Source organism: Candidatus Polarisedimenticolaceae bacterium, assembly GCA_036275915.1.
In the GTDB taxonomy this organism is placed as follows: Bacteria; Acidobacteriota; Polarisedimenticolia; order Polarisedimenticolales; family DASRJG01; genus DASRJG01.
On record DASUCV010000022.1, the window covers coordinates 415,153 to 435,965 of the forward strand.

Consider the following 20,813-nt stretch of genomic DNA (forward strand, 5'->3'; position numbering starts at 1 on the left):
GTCGTGGTGGAGGCGGCGGGCTTCGCCGCCGCCTCATCATCCCTAGTTCTGCGGGCGAGATTCGAGCACTCTCCCGCCCTTCATCACGAACACCACCTTCTCGAGCGCGCCGATGTCTTCGAGGGGATCGCCCTGCACGGCGATGACATCCGCGTCGTAGCCCGGCGCCAGGCTGCCGATCCGGTCGCCCAGGCGAAGCGATTCCGCGGCGAGGGAGGTGGCGGAGGTGATGGCGTCCATCGGGGACTGCCCTCCCGTGCGCACGCGGTACTCGAGCTCCTGGAAGTTGCGGCCGTGCGAGCCCGCCAGCGCGTCGGTCCCGAAGACGATCTTCAGGCCTTTCGTTCGAATCGCCTTCTTGAACATCTCGAGGACGCGCGGCACCGCCTTCTCCATCGCCGCGAAGCCTTCTTCGGTGTAGCCCGGAGTCCCCAGGAACTGGCTCTTGTGCTCGAAGTAGTTCCGGAAGACGAGATCGGTGTTGGGATCGAAGTAGACGCCGTGCTCCGCCATCAGGTCGAGCGTCGCCTGATCGACGAGCGCTCCATGCTCGATGGAAGTGCACCCGGCGCGGACTGCGCGCGAGACGCTCTCGATGCCGTGCGCGTGCACGGCGACGCGGAGCCCGCGCTGCTTCGCCTCACCGCAGATGGCGTCCATCTGCTCTTGCGACATCGTCGGGCCGCCGCCCGTGCGGATGCTCTCGGATGCGAAGACCTTGATCACGTCCGCACCTGCTTCCGCCGCCTTGTCCACCTGCGCACGGAGCGCATCCACGGTGAGCTTCTCGTCGGACAGAGGGTCGATGGCCGTGAGGATGCGCGGGCCGGGAAGGACACCGCGTGCGATGGCGTCGCGGAGCGGCTTGTCGACCGGCGCACCGAGGGACTGCACGGTGGTGACGCCGCCCATCAGCGTGGCGTATGCGTTCTCGGCCGCGTAGAGGACGCTCTCTTCGGGCGTCTCCTTGCGATCCGTCTCGTCGCCGGAATGGGAGCGGCCGTCGGCGTCGAAGTGCCAGCCGATGTGCACGTGGGTGTCGATCCCGCCCGGCATGAGGGTCGCGTGCGCCAGATCGATGTCCGCCTTCTTCGGATGGGCATCGACCCGGACGATCTTCCCGCCGTCCACGACGATGGCGGCGTTCCGCAGCACGTGCCCGCGCCCGTCGATCACCCGCGGCGCGCGGATGACGATCGGGTCCGCGAAAGCGGCGGTGGTGCATAGAAATAGAAGGGCGGCGACGTGGCGCATGCGCGGAGTCTAAGCCTGGGTCCAACTCTCATCGATGAAACCATGACGGTTGGTTGTTCGCATACCTTCCTATGCGCGTGATCCTCGCTGCGTTCCTCTCGCTGGGCCTGCCCGCGGCGGCGGCTCCCCCGGAGATTCCGTCCACTCCGGCCGGGAAGGTCTTCGCCGGTTATCTCGAAGCGATGAATTCCGGTGCCAAGGACAAGCTCGAGCCGTTCATCAAGGCGCACCGGCCGGACCGTCCCGACGCTCTCGATCGCATGCTCGATCTCCGGTGGAACACCGGCGGGCTCGATCTCTATGCGATCGAATCCTCGCAGCCGCTGACCATTCAAGCCGTGGTCCACGAACGCGAAGGCAACGGCAGATACGACCGCGCGACGGTGACCGTGAGCGACGGCGAACCGGCGGTCATCACGAGCTTCAAGCTGGTGCTGATCCCCCCTCCCGCCGGCGCGCCGGTTCCCGGGCGGCTCACCCAGCAGGCGGCGGTCGCGGCGTGGAAAGCCGAGATCGACGAGGCCGCATCCGACGGAAAGTTCTCGGGCGTCTGGTTGTGGGCCCGGAAAGGCAAAGTGATCACGTCGGGCGCCGCGGGCAAGGCGGATCGCGAACGTGGGATCGACAACACGCTCGACACGCGGTTCCGCATCGGCTCGATGAACAAGATGTTCACGGCGGTCGCGACCCTTCAGCTCGTCGAGCGCGGCAAGCTCTCGCTTGACGATACGATCGGGAAGATCCTGCCCGACTATCCGAACGCCGGCGTGGCGTCGAAGGTGAAGGTCCGCCATCTGTTGTCGCACACCGGCGGCACGGGCGACATCTTCGGCCCCGAGTTCGACGCGCATCGGCTCGAGCTCAAGACGCTTCAGGACTACGTGAAGCTCTACGGTGCGCGCGACCTCGAATTCGAGCCCGGCACCAGGTGGGACTACTCCAACTATGGCTTCCTGCTGCTCGGCGTGATGATCGAGAAGGTCACCGGGAAGTCGTACTACGACTACGTCGCCGAGAACATCTACAAGCCCGCGGGCATGACCCACTCGGGGTCCGAGCCGGAAAGCGTGAAGGTCGCCAACCGGAGCAAGGGCTACATGAGAGACCGGTACGACATGGTCGGGAACGAACCGACGCTGCCCTGGCGGGGAACTTCAGCCGGCGGCGGCACCACGACGGCGGCCGATCTGATGAAGTTCGCCGACGCGCTGATGTCGAACAAGCTCCTGAAGGCCGCGACGCTCGCCGAGGCCACGCGCCCGCAGTTCACGACCGGCGACTACGGCTACGGCTTCCAGCTTTGGCGTTCGGACGATGCGCGCACCTACGGCCACGGCGGCGGCGCGCCGGGAATGAACGCGATCCTTCGCGTGTACCCGGAGTCGGGCCAGTCGGTGATCGTGCTTTGCAACCTCGACGGCCCTTCGGCATCGCGCATCGGAGATTGGCTCGACGCCCGCATACCGCTCGAGTAGTTCGGTATGCTCCCGCCATGACTCCTCTGAACCGCGTCACGATCGCGCTCGCGTTGGTCCTCCCGTGGTCACTCCTGCAGGCTCAGGCGGCGTCGCCGCTGTCCAAACGCCTGCAACGCATCACGGACCGGCCGGCCCTCGCGCACGCCACGTTCGGCATGGAGGTGCTTGCGATCGACACCGGCAAGGTCCTCCTGGCCATCAACGCCGACAAGCTGTTCACGCCGGGATCGACCACCAAGCTGCTCACGGAGGGAGCGGCCCTCGAGCTTCTCGGGCCGGACCACCGTTTCGTGACGAGGCTCTATCGGACCGGCCCGATCGGCGCCGACGGGACGCTCGACGGGAACCTCGTCTGGGTCGCCAGCGGCGATCCCAACATCTCGGGAAGGATTCGCCCCGACGGCACGCTGGCGTACGAGAACTTCGACCACTCGTATGCCGGAGTCGTGCCGGCTGCGCGCGTGGTCGCGGGCGATCCGCTGGCCGTCGTTCGCGACCTTGCGCGACAGGTCGTCGCGAAGGGCGTGAAGCGCATCCGCGGCAACGTGCTCGTCGATGTCGGCCTCTTCCCCGAGGGTGAGGCGGAAGCCGGCACCGGTGCGGTGATCTCTCCCGTCGTCGTGAACGACAACATCGTGGACGTCACGCTCGAGTCCGGCGGCGCTGCGGGCGCACCGGCCGTCCTGAAGGCGTCTCCCGCGAGCCGGTACGTCCGCTTCACGAACCAGGTGACGACCGGCGCGTCGGACTCGAAGAGCGACATCGGCTTCACCGCGGACGTCGCCGGCGACGACGGCATCCGCACGGTCACGGTGGCGGGAAGCGTTCCGGCAGGAGCGGACGCCAAGCTCCTCGCCTACAAAGTCCCGCAACCGAGCCGCTTCGCGCAGGACGTGCTCGCTTCAGCGCTGGAAGAGCTGGGGGTCTCGATCGACGCGGCGTCTGTGCCGGCCACCCCGGATGCGTACACCGCCGACCGTGCGGTCGCCGAGCACCGCTCCCTGCCGCTCGCGGAGGAGATCAAGGTCACGCTGAAGGTGAGCCAGAACCTCCACGCCTCGATGACGCCTTACATCGTGGGTGCCACGCTGCGGCCGAAGAGCGAGGACCTCTACCAAGCGGGCTTCGACGTCGAGCGGGAGTTTCTCGTGAAGGCCGGCCTCGACCTGTCTTCCGCCTCGCAGGCAGACGGCGCGGGCGGGCCGGGTGCCGCGTTCACGCCCGATTTCATGTGCCGCTATCTGGCCTTCATGGCGCGGTCACGATCCTCCACCGTGTTCGCGCAAGCGCTCCCCGTCCTCGGACGCGACGGCACCCTGTCGACCGAGATGAAAGATTCACCCGCCGCCGGCCACGTCGCGGCGAAGACCGGCACCGCCAGGCTCTATGACGCGCTGAACCGCAGCTCGCTTCTCGCCGGCAAGGGCCTCGCCGGGTACATCACCACGCGGAGCGGGAAGAAGCTCGCGTTCGCGGCGTTCATCAACAACGCACCGATCGGGTCGGACATCGCCGCGGCGCAGGCGGTCGGCGGCGCCTTGGCGGAGGCGGCGGAGGCGGTGTTCGAAGAGGTGCCGTGAGCGCTACTTCAGCGTCCTCACGTGGGCGACGATCGCGTGCGCGTCCTGCGCCGACATCTTGATCGCCTTCATCTTGCCCTTGCCCTTCGTGATCGCGCTCTCGATGTCGGCGTCCGCGACCTTTCCCTCCCAGGCCGGATCGTTGAAGTTCGCCGATCCTTTCCCCGCCGGCTTCGCGACGCCGTTCGCGCCGTGGCACATGGCGCACTTCTTCTCGTAGAGAGCCTTCCCGTCCGGGGCGGGAGCGTCCGCGGCCATCGCGAGAGGCGCGGCGATCAGGATCGAGGCGGCGACGAGTGCAAGACGAGGGCGCATGGTGTGTCTCCCTTGGAATGGGTGCTGAGCATATAACCGTTGGCAGGAAAGGTGGGAACATTGTCATTGTCACCGCCCCCGCACGGGGTCATCCTCTTTCCATGCCGGAGAAACGAGGGACGCTGCGTGTCGCGATGCTGGCTTATCCCGGCGTCCAGATGCTGGACGTCATGGGCCCGCTCGAGGTCTTCTCGCGGACCTCGCGCTGGCTCAAGGACAACGGCCGGCGAGCGGACGACGCCTACGGCGTCGAGATCGTCGGCCTGACGCGAGGACCGCTTCGAGCGTCGTCGGGCTTGCGTTTCTACGCCGACCGCTCGGTCTCCGAGGTGGGTCGCGGCGTCGACACACTGATGATCGCAGGAGGAATGGGAACGGAGCGTTACCGCTCAAATCCCGAGCTGCTGCGCTTCATCCGCCGCCAGGCTCGTTCGGTGAGACGCCTGGCCTCGGTCTGCACGGGAGCGTTCTTCCTCGCCGAAGCCGGGTTGTTGAAGGGCCGGCGCGCGACGACGCACTGGGGGTCCTGCGAGGAGCTGGCGCGCTCGTATCCGGGTGTACGCGTCGAGTCGGACACGATCTTCGTGCAGGACGGCGCGGTCTACACGTCCGCCGGTGTGACGGCCGGCATGGACCTCGCCTTGGCCTTGGTGGAAGAAGATCAAGGGCGCGAAACGGCGCTCGCGGTCGCGCGCGCGCTCGTCATGTTCCTCCGGCGTCCTGGAGGCCAAGCTCAGTTCAGCGCGCAGCTTTCGGTGCAGCAGGCGGAGCGCGAGCCGATTCGCGATCTCCAGACGTTTGTCCTCGAGCACCCCGGCGGGGATCTCTCGGTGGAGAGGCTCGCGCGCCGCGTCGCGATGAGCCCCCGCAACTTCGCGAGGGTCTTCACGCGCGAGGTCGGAACGACGCCGGCCCGCTACGTCAACTCCGTGCGCGTCGAGACGGCGCGGCGGCTCCTCGAGGAGACGTCGGATGACCTGGAGACGATCTGCGCGATGAGCGGTCTCTCCACCCCGGAGGCGATGCGGAGGGCGTTCCTGCGCGTCGTCGGCGTTCCCCCCGGCCATTATCGGGAGCGGTTCAACCGTCACGGAAAGCGGAGGCTCGCATGAGAATCACGATCGTTCTCGCGTCCGTCGTTCTCGCCGCCGCGCTCTCTCACGGGGAGACGGCGAAGCCCAAGCACTACGTCTGTCCTCCGTGCGGCCTGCCGTGCGATGCCGAGGTCTCGGACAAGCCGGGGTCGTGCCCCAAGTGCGGCATGGCGCTCATCGACCAGGACGAAGCCAAGGCGCAGGCCGCCGCCAAGAAGAAGGTCGGCATCTTGATCTTCAACGGCGTCCAGATCATCGACTACACCGGCCCGTACGAGATCTTCCAAGGGGCGGGATTCGACGTTTATACGGTCGCCGAGACGAAGGACCCGATCACCACGGTCGCGGGGATGACGGTGGTCCCGAAGTACACGTTCGCGGATGCGCCCTTGCCCGAGATCCTGGTCGTTCCCGGTGGCGGCGTCGCCGGCACGCTGGGGAACGCCGCGACCCTGAAGTGGGTCAAGGAGACGACCGCGAAGACGCAGCACACGATGTCGGTGTGCAACGGCGCGTTCATCCTTGCGAAGGCCGGCCTGCTGGACGGCCTCACCGCGACGACGACGCACGGGAACGTCTCCAGGCTCGCCGCCGAGTATCCCAAGACGAAGGTCGTGGACGACCAGCGCTTCGTGGACAACGGCAAGATCATCACCACCGGTGGACTCACCGCGGGCATCGACGGCGCGCTCCACGTCGTCGCGCTCACGCTCGGCAAAGGCCAGGCGCAGCAGGTCGCGCTCGGAGAGGAGTACGACTGGCGCGCCGACGGCGGCCTCGCCCGCGGCACGCTCGCCGACACGCAGATCGAAACCTGGATCGACGCGTCGCTGGACGGAACGGGCGACTGGGAGATCGTCAGCACGCAGGGCGGGACCGATCGCTGGGAGGTCGTCGCCAAGGGGACCTCGCGCCTCAGCGCCGCCGAGCTATCGGATCACTTCGGGAAGGTCTGCACCAAGGAAGGGAAGTGGACGAGCGTTCCCGGGAGCACGAGCCGCTGGAAATTCACGGGGCGCGACGGAAAGCCCTGGGGCGGCACGCTGCTCGTCGAGTCACTGCCCGGCGCCGCGGGGAAATACTCCGTCAAGCTGACGATCGTCCGAGAGGGTTGAAGCGCGCTCTGCACGCAGCCGCTCCGGGCCGTCGCCGACCACGATGGCGTCTCGCCCGGAGTGGACCGGCAGGGTACGGTCCGTGAACCAGTCGTACATGATGAGCTCCGCCGGAGCCGTCGCCGCGAGCGGAACGCTCTGAGGCTCGGGAACGTCGTCGGAAGACATCGTTTGAACGAGCTCCTCGCCGCGCCACTCCCACGTGACCGCGATCTGACCACGCGCGAAGTGCAACACGGTGTAGCTCATCGACGAGTCCTTGGACCAGGTCAAAGGCGCAACGCCTTCGAGCGCGGCACGCTCGAACGGACCGAGGCTGTCGATCAAGTCGCAGAACATCCCGCTCCATCCCGAGCGGGTCGCGACGCAGGGCGTGGAACGCAGCGTGTCGATGGTTTCGAGCGTGCGACGCGCGACGGACTCCTGGAGCGTCGCCCGCTCGCGGTCCGGCCGCCAGATGGCGTCGAACGCTCTTTGCCCATGGGGGGCGAGCCAGAGCCGGTTCGGCGGTGTGACCCAGAGATGGAAACCGGCGCCGGGGACGGCCTCGTAGGTCCCTGCGAACGAGGCGAGCGCGCGGGAGGGAAGATCGATCGTCGGAGGCGCCATGGCGACCTCCTTGCCGAGCATCAAGTTGCGCAACGCGTTCCCCACTTCGTCCGCGCGGTCGCCCGAGTCCTGCTGCCGGGCGTTCGTCGCGACGATCACGACCGCGTCGTCTTTCGGGTAGCGCCTCACCGTGGTCCGAAAGTTGTCGTACGTTCCGTTGTGAAAGATGAGGCCGACCGTTCCATCCGCTCTCGTCCGCACCTCCCATCCGTACGCGTAATGCGCATCCGGGCCTCGCCCCTCGGCGCCGGCCCCGTCCCAGCGAGCGCGAGGGGTGAAGAGCTTCCGCTGCGCGTCCTCGGGAAGCACCCGTCCGGCGTCGAGCGCCCGCAGCCAGCGAAACAGCTCTTCCGGCGACGAGACCATCTCGCCCGCTCCGAGCGTCGCCCCACGGAGGGGCCAATCCCGCGGCGATCCCGAGTCGTACAGTCCCCACGCTCCCCGGGCTACCTGGTCCGGCGCCCAGAGCGCCCGGTCACCGTGCCATCCGGTCCGCATCACGCCTGCCGGTCTCAGGAGATGATCGGTGACGTAGCGCTCGTAGGGCTCGTGCGTCACCCGCTCGATCGCAAGACGGACGAGCGCGTATCCGGCATTCGAGTAGCGAAAGGTCGTCCCCGGAGCCGACTCGAGCGGGAGGGCGAGGAGCCGGGCCGCCAGCTTGGGATCGTCCGGGGCCGTCACGCGCGCGTCACCGGTCTCCAAGTCTCCGGGCAATCCCGAGGTGTGCGTCAGAAGCTCGTCGATCGTGATCGCTCGCTTGTCCGGTGGAGCGTCCGGGAAGTAACGCTCCAGCGGATCGTCGGTGCGCATGTGTCCGTCGATCTCGAGCCGCAGGACGGCGGCCGCAGCGAACTGCTTGGCGACCGATCCGATGTCGAACACCGTCGCGCGCGTCACGGGGATCCCGCGCCGCCGATCCGCGAGGCCGTAACCGCCGTCCAGGAGCACGGTGTCGCCGCGCGCCACGAGCGCGCTACCACTAAAGGCGCCCAGCCGTGCGAGCCGATCGAGATACTCGTGGAGCGCGCCGCCCCCCGGCTCCACGCGCGGCCTGGGTCTCGCGCTCGAACAGGCCACGCCAAGCAGCATCACGAGGCTGATTCGGTAGAATCGGACGCGATCGGCGGCCATCGGCAGAAAGGATAGGCGGGGCCGCCGGCGCTCCGCTGTCGAAATCGTGCTCGTTGGAGAACACGGATGGCTCGCCTCGGGACCCGCGTCTTGTTCGAGCTCGACGAGCTCCAGGTCGTCGCGACGCACTGGCACCGCGACGAGCACCCCTCGACGTCGAGCGCGGAAGCGCCGATGGCGATCATCGAGCTGCTCGAGCACGGGAGCTTCGTGAAGCACCGGTCGCGGGAACCCGAGTGCGTCGATCGCAATGCGATCGCCTACTTCAATCCCGGAGAGCGCTTCCGCATCGAGCATCCGCTCGGCGCGGACAACGCAGGGTTGTGGATTCAGATCGGCGCCGGCTGGTGGGAAACGAACGCAATGGAAGTGGACCCCGAGCTGCCGTTCCGGCGATCGACGTCCGCCTCGAGCTTTGCGGCCGACCTCATGCGACGGCGGCTCGCGAAACGACTCGGCGACGGCCCGCGGGCGGACCCCTTGGGAGTGGAGGAAGCCCTTCACGAGGTGATCGCTCACGCTCTGTGCGCACACGAAGGTGCCTCGCGATCGCACCTCGACCGGCGCCGGCCGTCCGGCCGGATGACCCAGCGCGTCGCGGCCGCGCGCGCGTTCCTCGCCGAGACCTTCCGCCGCAAGCTCAGTCTCACCGACGTCGCCTCGGTCGTCGGCGGATCGTCCTTCGCGCTCTGTCGGGCCTTCGCCGCGCTCACGGGAGGGAGCATTCATCAGCACATCGTCTCGCTTCGTTTGCGCGCCGCTCTCGATGAGATCGAAGACGGCTGCCACGACCTCACCGCTCTCGCCCTCCGCTGCGGCTTCGCGAGCCACGCTCATTTCACGGCAAGCTTCCGTGCCGCCTACGGCCGGACTCCCAGCGGCACACGCCGAGAGTCTCGAGCGTGAGGCGACTCCTTCCGATCCTCGTGGCCGTCCTTCTGGCCTACGCCGGACCGGTGCGGGCCGACGACGCGCTCGCGGCCGAAGCCGACACGCGCAACGATCTGCTGGTCAAGGAAGGCTTCAACCTCACCCAGCGCATGACGTTTTCTTCGTCGCCCCGGTCGGTCGAGCTGCTCGTGGCGCCGTCCCACGGCGATGAGACCACCACCGTCGTCTTGTGGTTCGCCGCTCCGGAGGGCGAGGTCTCCGTGCGCATGACCGGACCCGGCGGCGAGGCAATCGCCGGTTGGAAGGGCCGGAGCGGCGAGCAGCGCTTCGTGCGCGCGCTGGCGCCCGGGAAATACGTCATCGAGGTCGGCGGCGCCGCGGGCCACGGTCTCATCGGCGTCAAGGGCTCGGTCGTCGGGCGCTGCCAGGTCGATGCGTCCCGGCTCTCCGAGCACGCTCCGGCATCGGGATTCTCGTGGCCCTACCTGCTCCTGGCACCGCGATCGGCGGACGCGACGACGCTGCTCGTCATTCCCAACAACACCGGCTTCCTCTCCGAGGACCTCGAGCTCCTGCGCGCATCGGCCACATGCGAGCTGGCGGGGGCCGTCGCCATGGCCGACCGCCTCGGCGTGGCCGTGCTCGTGCCGATGTTCCCGCGAACGCCGGAGGTTTACACGCACGCCCTTTCGCGCGATGCGCTCACGACGAAGACGCCTTCGGTCGCGCGCGTCGATCTCCAGCTCATCGCGATGATCGATCATGCGCGATCGCTCCTCGGCAAGAAGATCGGACCCCGGGTGCTGATGAGCGGCTTCTCGGCCTCGGGAAGCTTCACCGGCCGGTTTGCGATGCTCCACCCCGAGCGCGTGCTCGCCGCGGCGATCGGCTCTCCGGGCGGTTGGCCGATCGCGCCGAGCACCGCGTGGACCTATCCGGTCGGCATCGCCGACGTGGCGGACTTGACCGGCGCCAAGGTCGATCTCGGAGCACTGCGCAAGGTCAGCTTGTTCCTATTCATGGGCGACCAGGACGCGAACGACTCGGTCCCCTTCCGCGACAGCTTCACGGCCGACGACGAGGCCCTCGTCATGAAGGCGTTCGGGAAGACGCCGGTCGCGCGCTGGGATGAGGCGCGCAGCCTCTACGAGGCGGCGAAGCTCCGGGCGACGTTCAAGATGTATCCCGGCGTCGCGCACGAGGTGTCGCCGGAGATGGCACGGGACGTCGAAGCCGCCTTCGCCGCCGCGATGATTCACGGCGCCCAGTCCACCTCGAACCACTAGGCGTTCGCGAGCGCGATGCGCAGCGGACGCCCCTTCACGCGCACCTTCTTCAGGTGACGCAGCAGATCACGGGGAATCGCCGGCAACTCGATCGTGGTGTCGGTCCGGTGGATCGTGATGTCGCCGATGTGACGGCGCTCGACCCCGGTCTCGGTAACGATGATGTCCACGAGCAGCTTGGGCGAGATGCCGTGCTCACGCCCGACTTCGAGGCGGTAGAGAAGTCTCCCGGGCCGCGGCGCACGCGGCTTGGCCGGTTTCGCCTTCTCGACGGGGGCGCTCACGGCCTGAGGCTCTTCTTCCTTCGGCCGCGCGGGAACGAACGGCCGCTGGCGCTGCGCCAGGTACGTGAGCGCGACGGCGACGTCGCGCCACTCGATGCCCTGCTCTTCGCGGTACTCGTCGATCACACGGGCGTAGAGGTCGAGATCCTCCGACGCGAGGATCGACGAGATTCCCGCCTTGAACTGCGCGATCCGGCGATCGGCGATGTCCTTCGGCGTCGGAAGACGTAGCGCGGCGATCTTCTGACCGGTCGCTCGTTCAATGGCGTGCAGAAGGAAACGCTCGCGGGGCGACACGAACAGGATCGCCTGCCCTTCCTTTCCGGCGCGCGCCGTACGTCCGATCCGGTGCACGTAGGCTTCCGGGTCCTGCGGCACGTCGTAGTTCACGACGTGGCTGATGCGCTCGACGTGCAGGCCGCGCGCCGCGATGTCCGTGGCCACGACGATGTCGAGGGCGCCCTGCTTGAGCCGCTCCACGGTGCGCTCGCGCAGCGACTGCGCCATGTCGCCGTTCAGTGGCGCACAGGGGAAGCCGCGCGCTTCGAGCTTCTCCGAGAGCTCGACGGTGGCGTTCTTCGTGCGCACGAAGATCAGCATGGCGTCGATGTCTTCCGCGTCGAGGATCCGGGTCAGCGCCGTCAGCTTGTGGACCCCCGTCACCTCCCAGTAGCGCTGGGTCACGGTCGCCACGGTCGTGGTCCGGGTGGCGATGCGGACGACCACGGGCTCCCGCAGGTACTTCTCCGCGACCTTGCGAATCGAGGGAGGCATCGTCGCGGAGAAGAGCGCGATCTGACGCGTGGAGGGGGCCTGCTCGAGGATCGTCGTCACGTCGTCGATGAAGCCCATGCGCAGCATCTCGTCGGCTTCGTCGAGCACCGCGGCCGAGAGGCGATCCAGCTTGAGCGTGCCACGGCGCAGGTGGTCGAGGATGCGTCCGGGCGTTCCTGCCACCGCGTGCACACCGCGCGCGAGATGCCGGATCTGCGTCTCCATGCTCTGGCCACCGTAGATCGGCAGGACGTGAAAGCCCGAAAGGTGGCGCGCGTAGGTTTGCATCGCTTCGGCGACCTGGATCGCGAGCTCGCGCGTGGGCGTGAGCACGAGGACCTGCGGAGAGGCGAGCGACAGATCCAGCCGGCTCAACAGAGGAAGAGCGAAGGCAGCGGTCTTGCCGGTGCCGGTCTGCGCCTGACCCAGCAGATCGTTTCCCGCGAGGAGCGGAGGGATGGCCGACGCCTGGATCGAGGTCGGCGCTTCGTACCCGATCTCCTGAAGCGCGCGAAGAAGCGGACCCGAGAGGCCGAGAGCCTCGAACCGCGGTGGAGTGACGTCGTCGTCTGAGTTCATGTGGACCTTTCGATGTAGGACTTACACGCTACAACACCGCGGCTCTTCGTCTCGCTTGCGCCGAACCAGGCGCAGTTTGCTTGAGCTTTCGTGGACGAGTCCCGGAAAAATTCAAATTCCGGTCGTCGGCACGCGCATCGCAACATCCGATGCACGACGATCGATTTCCCGAGTCGCCGGACCGACACACCGGCGCGCTTCAGCGGGAATGCGATCACTCCCTGAATGGAGGGTCCGATGTACGTCGTGTGGTGGATCGTTGTTGGACTGATGGCCGGCTGGGCGACCGGGAAGATCATGAGAGGTGCCGGGTACGGCGTGCTCATGGACATCGGCCTCGGCATCATCGGAGCGGTCGTCGGAGGGATGCTCATGCGATCCCTCGGATTCACGACTTCCGGGGGACTCATCCCCGCCATTCTCGTCGCCATTCTCGGAGCGGTCGTGGTCGTGGCACTCGTGCGGCTGCTCAGGAAAGTTTGAGAGGAGGAACGCGATGACCCATCGAAAAGTGTCATGGCTCGCGCCAATCGCGGCAGTCCTTCTGACCGCGGCGTGCGCTCACACGGACGTGGGCATCACGACGAAGGTCAAGACCAAGATCGCCGTGGACGACACCGTTCGAGACTCCAAGATCGTGGTCACGACCGAAAACGGCGTCGTCACACTCACGGGGAACATCGACAGCGCCGATGCGAAGGCGCGCGCGCTCGCGCTTGCGCGGGAAACCAAGGGCGTCGTCGAGGTCAGGGACATGATCGAGGTCAGGACGGCGTCGACCCGCGGCGAAGCCCCCGAGCCCGATCGTACGATCGGCGTCACGATCGACGACGCCGGAACGACGATCCGCGTGAAGACCCGCCTCATGGACGACCCGCTGGTCAAGGCGCACAAGATCGACGTCGACACGCGCGACGGCGTCGTTTTCCTCACGGGAAGCGTCGGCAGCGAGAAGGAGAAGGATCAGGCGATCAAGCTGACGCGCGAGACGAAGGGCGTCAAGGATGTCCAGGCGAACCTGACGATCAAAGGAGCCTAGTCATGACGACGAAAGAGACAGGACTGGTCGAGTCGGTGAAGAACGGCGTCATGGGAACCGTCAAGGGGACCGGTGACGTCGCCAAGGCGACGATCGACTCCGTCAGCGGCGCGCTTTCCACGGCGCTCACGGATGCAGGCCGTGTGGGCCATTCGGCGACGACGGCCATCGGCCACGTCGCCGGAGGCGCGATCCAAGGGGCGTCCGAAATCGGCGCCCACATGGGCGAAGCCGCGAAGGGAACGATGGTCGGCGTGCTGCGCGGCACCAAGCACGTCGGCACCGAAGCTATGGACACCATCGGCCACACGGCCGAGGCGGTGATCCATCACACCGCCGCCGCGGGCGGCGCGCTCGAGCTCGCGGCGACCGGACTGGTGGAAGGCGCCATTCATTCCGCCAAGGGCATCGGCGTGAGCGCGGAGCAAGCCGCCTCGGCCGCAGCGGATGGAGCGCTGAAGGCGGCCGATAGGGTCGGCTCGGCCGCCGTGGCCACCGTCCGTCACGCGCTGACCCAGACGATCTCCGGCGTCAAGGTCGTGGTCAAGGCGCCGTTCAAGGCTTGAGTCTTCGTCCCGCTCATTTATCCAAGAAAGGAAGGGTCCCAACCATGAATCGAAATCTCATTCGATCCATCATGACGGCAACGACGGCCTCGTTCCTCTTCGTCCTTGCCCCGGCCGCCTGGTCGGCCGATGCACCGAAGAAGGACTGCGACATGACGTACTCCCTCAAGGGCTGGTCGGCGATGTACAAGACGGCCAAGGGAGAGGGCTCCATCACCTGCAGCAACGGCGAGACCGCGCAAGTGGCGATCAGCGTGAAGGGCGGTGGCGTCACATTCGGCAAGACCGAGATCTACAACGGCAAGGCCGAGATCTCGGGCGTTCACTCGATGAACGACATCTACGGCTCGTACGCGATGGGCTCGGCCCATGCCGGCGTCGTCAAGGCCGGACAGGTGGCCGTGATGACCAAGGGTACCGTCTCGATCGCTCTCTCCGGTGCCGGCGAAGGCATGGACGTCGGGATCGACTTCTCGGACTTCAAGATCGAGAAGAGGTAAGCGGGAGCGATTGCGGGTCGCGCCCGAAGGCGCGGCCCGCAATCGCTCGGGCACCGTTTGACTCTCCCCCGTTGACGAGAGCACAGTAGGGCGCGCGGAGGGCCTCATCATCGCGAACCCATCGTCACCGGAGCCACTGAGGCTCCTCGTATTCGCAGCAGCCCTCCGCGACGAATCGCTGAACCGGAAAATGGCCGGGCTGGCCTCGCGCATGGCGCGTGAGTTCGGTGCGAGCGTCGACTTTGCATCGATGCGCGACTTCGACGTGCCCCTCTACGACGGCGACATCGACACGGCGCACGGGATCCCCGCGGGGGCGAAGGCGCTCCGTGACCGACTTGTCGCGAGCGATGCCTTCATCATCTCGTCCCCCGAGTACAACGCCTCCATGCCCGGCACGATCAAGAACTTGATCGATTGGACTTCGCGCTTTCGGCCGCAGCCGTTCGACGGCAAGCACGGACTCCTGATGTCCGCCTCGCCATCTCTCGCCGGAGGCAATCGCGGCCTGTGGGCGCTGCGGATGCCGCTCGAGCATCTGGGTGCGCGCATCTTCCCGGACATGTTCTCGCTCGCGATGGCACACAAGGCGTTCGTGGGTGACGACATCGCCGACGAGGCATTGCGCGTGCGCTTCGGGAAGAATCTCCACGCATTCCTCTCGCTCGCCGAGGCCGCCAAGAACTACCCGTGCATCAAGAGAGCATGGGTCGAGTTCCTCGGTGAGCCTCCGGGCGCCGGCGCCGATCGCGTGGATCCGGTGCAGAGCTGATGCTCCCGGTCGACTCGGCGCTCGATGCGCTGGACTTGCTCGTCGTCGTGGACAACGAGAGCGACACGCTCTCCAGCGTGGATCAGGGCGTTCCGCAATCCCCCGAGCTCAGACAGCTGATCGCGCGTCTACCTCATCGCGCGCCCATCGACGGCCACGATTGCGTCGAGCCATGGGATCACGTGTGCCTCGCCTGCCACGGCTTCTCGGCGCTGGTCACGGGGCGGCGCGGCTCCGAAGAGCGCTCGGTCCTCTTCGACGTCGGACCCTCCGCCGATGTCTGGCTGGAGAACGCGCGTCGACTGGACGTCCGGCTCGCGTCCATCGAAGCCGTGTGCCTCTCGCACTGGCACGCGGATCACAGCGGCGGATTTCCGGACGTGGTGGCGGCCATCGCCCGGTCGCGCCGCGAAGAAGGGCTCCCGCCGCCGATGATCGATCTTCACAGAGACCGGCCCGAGCAGCGCGGCTTCATGACCCCGAACGGGACGCTCGTGTTGCTCAACCCGGAGCCGACGTTCGAGGCGCTCGAGCGTGCCGGTGGGCGCATCGCGAAACACGCGGAGGCGCACGCGCTTGCCGAGTTTTTCTTCGTCAGCGGCGAGATCATGCGCGTGACGCCGTACGAGGCGGGATTCGTCGGACACCACACGATACGCGACGGACACGCCGTGCCGGATCCCCTGATCCTCGACGAGCGCTTCCTCGCGGCGCGCGTGCGCGGTCGCGGCGTCAGCGTGCTCTCGTCGTGCTCGCACGCCGGCGTCGTCAACGCAGCGCTCGGAGCGCAGAGCGCGTTTCCGGGCGAGCCGATCGACGTCATCCTCGGCGGCTATCACCTGGCGGGCCCCGGCATGGAGCCGCGGATCGAGGCGACCGTCCACGATCTCGCCCATCGGATCAAGCCGCGGGTCGTCGCGCCGGGGCACTGCACCGGGTGGCGTGCGAAGGCGGCACTCGCAAGGGCATTCGCGCCAGGACACTACGGGCCCAGCGTCGTCGGATCGCTCTACGCTCTGCGCGCGACGTGAGGTGTGGACTGGCGTCAGGGGCGCGGCTTCGAAGGCAGCGCCACCGCCGCCTTGTACGCATCGCTGTACAAGCGGAACGCCTGCTTGAAGTGGCCTAGCTTGACCTGGTCGTCGCCCGCCGCGAGCTTCTCGGTCGCCTGATTCGCCGACTCGCCTGACCGGACGACGTTTCCGATCGTCTCGTCCACGATGGCCCGCACGGTCTCGAGCCGGCCGCCGTTCGCCGCGGGAAGATAGAGCGAACCGTACGGCGTCCCCTGCTGCAAGGCCTTTTCGATCTCGAGGCGGACGGTGAGATCTCCGAGCTGCTTCGTCTGCAGCGACGACACGTCGATCATCTGGCCCGCAACCACGGTCATGGCCTGGGTCATCTCGCTCTTCACCGATTTCACGCTGGCCTGGACGCCGGCTTGCACCCCGGCCAGCTCGACGCTCAGCTTCTCGAAGCGAGCGGCATCGGCGCTCGCGTGCGTCAGCGACGGATCGCAGGCGACGATCAGGTCTTGCATCGATCGTGCGGCGAGGAGGCCGAGGCTCGTCGCGACGCACGCCTCCGAGAGGCTTCCTTCCGTTCCCTGCTCGGACGAGAGCTTCTCGCAGATCTTCGCCTGGACCTGTCCCTGGCCGTCGACGTCGAGCACGTCGAGGAACAGCAGGAACAGATCCCTCTTGCGTGACGGATCGCAGATGTCGACGGGTGTCTGGAGCGTGCTGACGCGACTTTCCATCCTCGCCAGCGTCTCGGTGAGGTTGGAGACGTACGGGTCGAACTCGGCCAAGGGCGCGAGATCGCTCTCCTTCGCCGCAGCCAAGCGGTCCTGGACCCGGTCGAGCACGGTGAGGAAGGACGATTCGTTCGGCATCCATCGCGCGAGCGCTCTCGTGTGGTCGACGAGAGCGAGGAGCTGGGTCTTCTGCTTGTCCTTCGGGGTCGTTCCCGACGACGGCTTGACCGGCTCGGCCTGAGCACGAACGGCTGGGGCCGAAAGCACCGCGGTCAGCGCGAGGATCGAAGCGAACGTTCGACGCATGAGAGCTCCACGGAATCCCCGGAAGCGGAGCCAATGAGTATACGACCGACGCCGTAACGATTTCGAAACCGAGCGAGCCAAGATCGTGCTTGGCCTGCTCGATGAGCGAGCTCCTTCGAGTCGCAGAACGGTTTCCGCCCGGGCACGTGGCTTGCTGCGAGGCGTCTTGAAAAGAGGGCGTATGGGAAGCGAGGGCATCACTTCGCCATCGCGGCGTGACGGCGTGACGCCGCTCGGCGACCAGCTTCGAGCCGAGCGGGAGCGCCGCGGTCAGGTGCTCCGGCAGGTGGCCGACGCCACCAAGATCCGAACGACCTATCTGGAAGCCATCGAGGCCCACGACTGGAAGGCCCTCCCCGCCGACGTGTTCACGCGCGGCTACGTTCGCAGCTACGCCGAGTACCTCGGGCTGGATCACGAGCATCTGCTCAAGGCGTACGCGAGGGAACGACGGATCGCCGGCGCGGGCGATGTTCTCGACGACGACGCCAAGGCCATCCTCAAGAGGCTCGCCCGGACTCATGGAGTCAAGACGGGCGGGATCGGAACGAGGACCAAGTGGATCGTGCTGGGCCTGAGCGGAGCCGGCCTCGCAGCGGTCGCGGTCTGGGCGTTCCTCTTTCCTGGGGCCACTGTCCAAGCTCGGAATGCGCCGGCCACCGTCGGCGCGCCGAAGCACGCAGAGCGAATTGCAGTGGCCGCCCCGGCCGCCCCGCCCCCGCCGAAGGATGTCTCCGATGTCGCCACCATGGCGAAGCCCTTGCCGGCGTCTCCAGCCGAGCCGATCGCCGTCGAAGCACCGAAGCACGCGGAGCGGAATGCGCGGGTCTCCGATGTCGCCAGCGCCGCGAAGCGCTTGCCCGCGCCTCCGGTCGAGGCGGAGTCATCGAGCTCGGGCCCGATGAAGGTCGAGGACTCCGGCGTGGGAACGGACGTCGTCGCCCATCACCTCGTGGGTCGCGCGGACCGGTTTCGCGAAGGGACGGTCGTATCGTTCTGGACGAGCGTGACCGGCGGCCGACCTGGGGACAAGATTCGACATGTGTGGTTGCACGGCGGCCGGTCGGTCGCCGTCACGGAGCTCAACGTCAACGGCGCGCACTGGCGCACGCAGAGCCGCCGGCCGCTTCCGGAAGGATCGACCGGCGATTGGACCGTGGAAGCGCGCGATCCAGAAGGACACGTGATCGCGAGTGCCGCTTTCACCTGCGTGGCAGCCGACTGAAGGCTCCTGATCCTGAAAGCGCCGCGTAGCGGCAACAATCCTGCGGGTTCAGGCGCGCGACTTTCTCGCGAAGGGTCTGAGGGGGGTCCGTAGTAGGATCCCGCTCAATCCCTGAGGAGAAAGCGATGATCCGTATGATCTCCCTGCCGCTGGCGGCGACCCTCCTGCTCGCCGCCGCTCCCGCCGACGTCGAGCTGAAGCCGCCGGTTGCCGCCCAGAAGCCCCACGACGTCGTGTCGCCGAACGGGACGCGCAACGATCCTTATTACTGGCTGCGCGACGATACGCGCTCGAAGCCGGACGTCCTGAAGTACCTCAGGGACGAGAACGCCTATTACGCCGCCGAGAGCGCCCCGTACAAGGACCTCACCGAGAAGCTGTCGAAGGAGTTCATCGGCCGGCTGAAGCAGGACGACAGCAGCGTCCCGTCGAAGTGGAAGGACTACATTTATTACTCGCGCTTCGAGCCGGGCAAGGAGTACCCGATCCAGGCGCGGCACGCGGTCGGCTCGGACAAGGAGCAGATCCTCGTCGACGGCAACAAGCAGGCGGAGGGGAAGCCGTTCTACGCGCTCGGCGGCCGCGCGATCAGCATGAACCAGGCGCTCGTCGCCTACCTCGAGGACACCGCCGGCCGGCGCCAGTACACGCTCAAGGTCCGCGATATCGCCACCGGCAAGGATCGCCCCGAGGCGATCAAGGGGCTGAGCCCGGCCGCCGTCTGGGCCAACGACGACAAGACGATCTTCTATGTCGAGAACGATCCGACGACGCTCTTGTCGACGCGCGTCAAGCGGCACGTGCTGGGGACCGACCCGAAGACCGACCCGCTGGTGTACGAGGAGAAGGACCACGCCTACTACCTCGGGATCGACAAGTCGGGGGACGACAAGTTCGTCTTGATCCGGCTGGGAAGCACGGTCGCGGATGAGCTTCTGTTCATCGACGCCGCCGCGCCGGCGGCGGCGCCCAAGCTCCTCGCGAAGCGGACGAAGGATCATCTCTACGGCGCGGATCACATCGCCGGCCGCTGGATCATCCGCACCAACCTGAACGCCCAGAACTACAAGCTGATGGCGGTCGCCGACAAGGACGTGACCGGCGGGGTGGAGAAGTGGAGCGACGTCCTGCCGTACGACAAGGACGTCTTCATCGAGGACTTCGCGCTCTTCCGTGACTACCTGGTCGTCAACGAGCGCAGCGAGGGGCTGCTGCGCATTCGCGTGAGGCCGTGGTCCGATCTCGCCTCATCGACGGTCATCCGCTCCGACGAGCCGGCCTACGCCGAGGAGCTCGGCGTCAACCTCGAGCAGGACACCGATCTCCTGCGCTACACGCACGACTCGCTGGTCACACCGACGCGCACCTTCGAGACCAACATGAAGACGGGCGAGCGCAAGCTCCTCAAGGAGCAGCCGGTCCTCGGGGGGTTCGACGCGTCGAACTACGTGACCGAGCGCGTGTGGGCGACGGCGCGCGACGGCACGAAGGTGCCGGTGTCGCTCGCCTACCGCAAGGGATTCAAGAAGGACGGCACCGCGCCGATGTACCAGACCGCCTACGGATCGTACGGGGCGTCGTCGGATCCGGCGCTGCGCATCTCGTCCATCTCGCTCATGGACCGCGGCTTCGTCTACGCGCTCGCGCACATCCGCGGCGGGCAGGAGATGGGCCGGCAGTGGTACGACGACGGACACCTGCTCCACAAGAAGAACACCTTCACCGACTTCATCGACGTGACCGACTACCTCGTGAAGGAGAAGTACGCCGCCCCCGACAAGGTGTTCGCCATGGGCGGCAGCGCCGGCGGCCTGCTGATGGGCGCGGTCGCCAACATGGCCGGCGAGAAGTACCGCGCCATCGTCGCGCACGTGCCGTTCGTCGATGCAGTGACGACCATGCTCGACGACTCGATCCCGCTCACGTCGAACGAGTTCGACGAATGGGGCAACCCGGCGCAGAAGCCGTACTACGACTACATGCTCTCGTATTCGCCCTACGACAACGTGCAGGCGAAGGCGTACCCGGCTCTCTACGTCACCACCGGCCTCAACGACTCGCAGGTCCAGTACTACGAGCCGGCGAAGTGGGTCGCGAAGCTGCGCGCCATGAAGACAGACGCCAACCCGCTCCTCTTCAAGATCAACATGGAGGCGGGGCACGGCGGCAAGTCGGGCCGCTTCGCACGCCTGCAGGAGACGGCGGAGGAGTACGCGTTCCTGCTGAACCTCATCGGCCGCCGCAGCTAGAGGCGAG

At 67.1% G+C, this 20,813-nt stretch carries 19 protein-coding genes; 14 read left to right on the forward strand and 5 right to left on the reverse strand.

The annotated features are described in order from the left end of the window. Positions 1-42 precede the first annotated feature (42 nt). Complete coding sequence (locus VFV19_18545) at positions 43-1,254, reverse strand: amidohydrolase family protein (GenBank protein ID HEX4826306.1); 1,212 nt, start codon at positions 1,252-1,254, stop codon at positions 43-45. A 77-nt stretch (positions 1,255-1,331) separates the two neighbouring features. On the opposite strand from VFV19_18545, the gene VFV19_18550 reads away from it, so the two are divergent. Together VFV19_18550 and dacB are read left to right on the forward strand one after the other, a co-directional pair. After that, complete coding sequence (locus VFV19_18550) at positions 1,332-2,729, forward strand: serine hydrolase domain-containing protein (protein HEX4826307.1); 1,398 nt, start codon at positions 1,332-1,334, stop codon at positions 2,727-2,729. A 17-nt stretch (positions 2,730-2,746) separates the two neighbouring features. After that, positions 2,747-4,312 (forward strand): D-alanyl-D-alanine carboxypeptidase/D-alanyl-D-alanine-endopeptidase, encoded by a 1,566-nt coding sequence (dacB, locus tag VFV19_18555; GenBank protein HEX4826308.1) that lies wholly within the window; start codon positions 2,747-2,749, stop codon positions 4,310-4,312. A 3-nt stretch (positions 4,313-4,315) separates the two neighbouring features. Here the strand turns inward: dacB and VFV19_18560 are convergent, their stop codons facing one another. Then, on the reverse strand, positions 4,316-4,627 hold the full coding sequence (locus tag VFV19_18560; GenBank protein HEX4826309.1) for a cytochrome c: 312 nt from the start codon (positions 4,625-4,627) through the stop codon (positions 4,316-4,318). A gap of 101 nt (positions 4,628-4,728) precedes the next feature. Here VFV19_18560 and VFV19_18565 point away from each other — a divergent pair, with 101 nt between their 5' ends. Together VFV19_18565 and VFV19_18570 are read left to right on the forward strand one after the other, a co-directional pair. Then, complete coding sequence (locus tag VFV19_18565) at positions 4,729-5,739, forward strand: GlxA family transcriptional regulator (protein HEX4826310.1); 1,011 nt, start codon at positions 4,729-4,731, stop codon at positions 5,737-5,739. Then, positions 5,736-6,836: a DJ-1/PfpI family protein gene (locus tag VFV19_18570; protein HEX4826311.1), complete on the forward strand. Its 1,101-nt coding sequence runs from the start codon at positions 5,736-5,738 to the stop codon at positions 6,834-6,836. Before VFV19_18565 ends, VFV19_18570 begins: the two co-directional genes overlap by 4 nt. Here the strand turns inward: VFV19_18570 and VFV19_18575 are convergent. Continuing rightward, positions 6,777-8,579: a serine hydrolase domain-containing protein gene (locus VFV19_18575; GenBank protein ID HEX4826312.1), complete on the reverse strand. Its 1,803-nt coding sequence runs from the start codon at positions 8,577-8,579 to the stop codon at positions 6,777-6,779. The genes VFV19_18570 and VFV19_18575 overlap by 60 nt on opposite strands. Positions 8,580-8,645: 66 nt before the next feature. Between VFV19_18575 and VFV19_18580 the strand changes: the two genes are divergently transcribed. Together VFV19_18580 and VFV19_18585 are read left to right on the forward strand one after the other, a co-directional pair. Beyond that, positions 8,646-9,485 carry an AraC family transcriptional regulator gene (locus tag VFV19_18580; protein HEX4826313.1) on the forward strand — a complete coding sequence of 280 codons (840 nt, stop codon included), beginning with the start codon at positions 8,646-8,648 and terminating at the stop codon, positions 9,483-9,485. Further along, complete coding sequence (locus VFV19_18585) at positions 9,482-10,756, forward strand: hypothetical protein (protein ID HEX4826314.1); 1,275 nt, start codon at positions 9,482-9,484, stop codon at positions 10,754-10,756. The genes VFV19_18580 and VFV19_18585 overlap by 4 nt, the downstream gene beginning before the upstream one ends. Here VFV19_18585 and VFV19_18590 read toward each other — a convergent pair. Further along, entirely contained in the window at positions 10,753-12,393 is a 1,641-nt protein-coding gene (locus VFV19_18590) for a DEAD/DEAH box helicase (GenBank protein ID HEX4826315.1), read from the reverse strand. The genes VFV19_18585 and VFV19_18590 overlap by 4 nt on opposite strands. A gap of 225 nt (positions 12,394-12,618) precedes the next feature. On the opposite strand from VFV19_18590, the gene VFV19_18595 reads away from it, so the two are divergent. From VFV19_18595 to VFV19_18620, 6 genes are all read left to right on the forward strand, one after another. Further along, positions 12,619-12,876 (forward strand): GlsB/YeaQ/YmgE family stress response membrane protein, encoded by a 258-nt coding sequence (locus tag VFV19_18595; protein HEX4826316.1) that lies wholly within the window; start codon positions 12,619-12,621, stop codon positions 12,874-12,876. A gap of 13 nt (positions 12,877-12,889) precedes the next feature. After that, positions 12,890-13,432, forward strand: coding sequence for a BON domain-containing protein (locus VFV19_18600; GenBank protein HEX4826317.1), 543 nt, complete (start codon positions 12,890-12,892; stop codon positions 13,430-13,432). A 2-nt stretch (positions 13,433-13,434) separates the two neighbouring features. After that, positions 13,435-13,998: a hypothetical protein gene (locus VFV19_18605; protein ID HEX4826318.1), complete on the forward strand. Its 564-nt coding sequence runs from the start codon at positions 13,435-13,437 to the stop codon at positions 13,996-13,998. Between the two features lie 71 nt (positions 13,999-14,069). Then, positions 14,070-14,498 (forward strand): hypothetical protein, encoded by a 429-nt coding sequence (locus VFV19_18610; protein ID HEX4826319.1) that lies wholly within the window; start codon positions 14,070-14,072, stop codon positions 14,496-14,498. A gap of 136 nt (positions 14,499-14,634) precedes the next feature. Continuing rightward, complete coding sequence (locus VFV19_18615; protein ID HEX4826320.1) at positions 14,635-15,270, forward strand: NAD(P)H-dependent oxidoreductase; 636 nt, start codon at positions 14,635-14,637, stop codon at positions 15,268-15,270. Beyond that, positions 15,270-16,301, forward strand: a complete 1,032-nt coding sequence (locus VFV19_18620) for an MBL fold metallo-hydrolase (GenBank protein HEX4826321.1) — start codon at positions 15,270-15,272, stop codon at positions 16,299-16,301. The genes VFV19_18615 and VFV19_18620 overlap by 1 nt, the downstream gene beginning before the upstream one ends. A 14-nt stretch (positions 16,302-16,315) precedes the next feature. On the opposite strand, the gene VFV19_18625 is transcribed toward VFV19_18620, so the two are convergent. Further along, positions 16,316-17,332: a hypothetical protein gene (locus VFV19_18625; GenBank protein ID HEX4826322.1), complete on the reverse strand. Its 1,017-nt coding sequence runs from the start codon at positions 17,330-17,332 to the stop codon at positions 16,316-16,318. A 181-nt stretch (positions 17,333-17,513) separates the two neighbouring features. Here VFV19_18625 and VFV19_18630 point away from each other — a divergent pair, with 181 nt between their 5' ends. After that, positions 17,514-18,557 (forward strand): DUF2914 domain-containing protein, encoded by a 1,044-nt coding sequence (locus VFV19_18630; protein HEX4826323.1) that lies wholly within the window; start codon positions 17,514-17,516, stop codon positions 18,555-18,557. A gap of 125 nt (positions 18,558-18,682) precedes the next feature. Next, the gene (locus VFV19_18635) at positions 18,683-20,806 is read left to right on the forward strand and encodes a S9 family peptidase (protein ID HEX4826324.1); all 2,124 of its coding nucleotides are present in this window, start codon (positions 18,683-18,685) and stop codon (positions 20,804-20,806) included. Positions 20,807-20,813 lie beyond the last annotated feature (7 nt).

Coding starts and splice junctions, on each gene's coding strand:
- VFV19_18545 (HEX4826306.1), bottom strand. CDS start 1,254: ATGCGCCACGTCGCCGCCCTTCTATTTCTATGCACCACCGCCGCTTTC.
- dacB (HEX4826308.1), top strand. CDS start 2,747: ATGACTCCTCTGAACCGCGTCACGATCGCGCTCGCGTTGGTCCTCCCG.
- VFV19_18560 (HEX4826309.1), bottom strand. CDS start 4,627: ATGCGCCCTCGTCTTGCACTCGTCGCCGCCTCGATCCTGATCGCCGCG.
- VFV19_18565 (HEX4826310.1), top strand. CDS start 4,729: ATGCCGGAGAAACGAGGGACGCTGCGTGTCGCGATGCTGGCTTATCCC.
- VFV19_18570 (HEX4826311.1), top strand. CDS start 5,736: ATGAGAATCACGATCGTTCTCGCGTCCGTCGTTCTCGCCGCCGCGCTC.
- VFV19_18575 (HEX4826312.1), bottom strand. CDS start 8,579: ATGGCCGCCGATCGCGTCCGATTCTACCGAATCAGCCTCGTGATGCTG.
- VFV19_18580 (HEX4826313.1), top strand. CDS start 8,646: ATGGCTCGCCTCGGGACCCGCGTCTTGTTCGAGCTCGACGAGCTCCAG.
- VFV19_18590 (HEX4826315.1), bottom strand. CDS start 12,393: ATGAACTCAGACGACGACGTCACTCCACCGCGGTTCGAGGCTCTCGGC.
- VFV19_18595 (HEX4826316.1), top strand. CDS start 12,619: ATGGAGGGTCCGATGTACGTCGTGTGGTGGATCGTTGTTGGACTGATG.
- VFV19_18600 (HEX4826317.1), top strand. CDS start 12,890: ATGACCCATCGAAAAGTGTCATGGCTCGCGCCAATCGCGGCAGTCCTT.
- VFV19_18605 (HEX4826318.1), top strand. CDS start 13,435: ATGACGACGAAAGAGACAGGACTGGTCGAGTCGGTGAAGAACGGCGTC.
- VFV19_18610 (HEX4826319.1), top strand. CDS start 14,070: ATGACGGCAACGACGGCCTCGTTCCTCTTCGTCCTTGCCCCGGCCGCC.
- VFV19_18620 (HEX4826321.1), top strand. CDS start 15,270: ATGCTCCCGGTCGACTCGGCGCTCGATGCGCTGGACTTGCTCGTCGTC.
- VFV19_18625 (HEX4826322.1), bottom strand. CDS start 17,332: ATGCGTCGAACGTTCGCTTCGATCCTCGCGCTGACCGCGGTGCTTTCG.
- VFV19_18630 (HEX4826323.1), top strand. CDS start 17,514: ATGGGAAGCGAGGGCATCACTTCGCCATCGCGGCGTGACGGCGTGACG.
- VFV19_18635 (HEX4826324.1), top strand. CDS start 18,683: ATGATCCGTATGATCTCCCTGCCGCTGGCGGCGACCCTCCTGCTCGCC.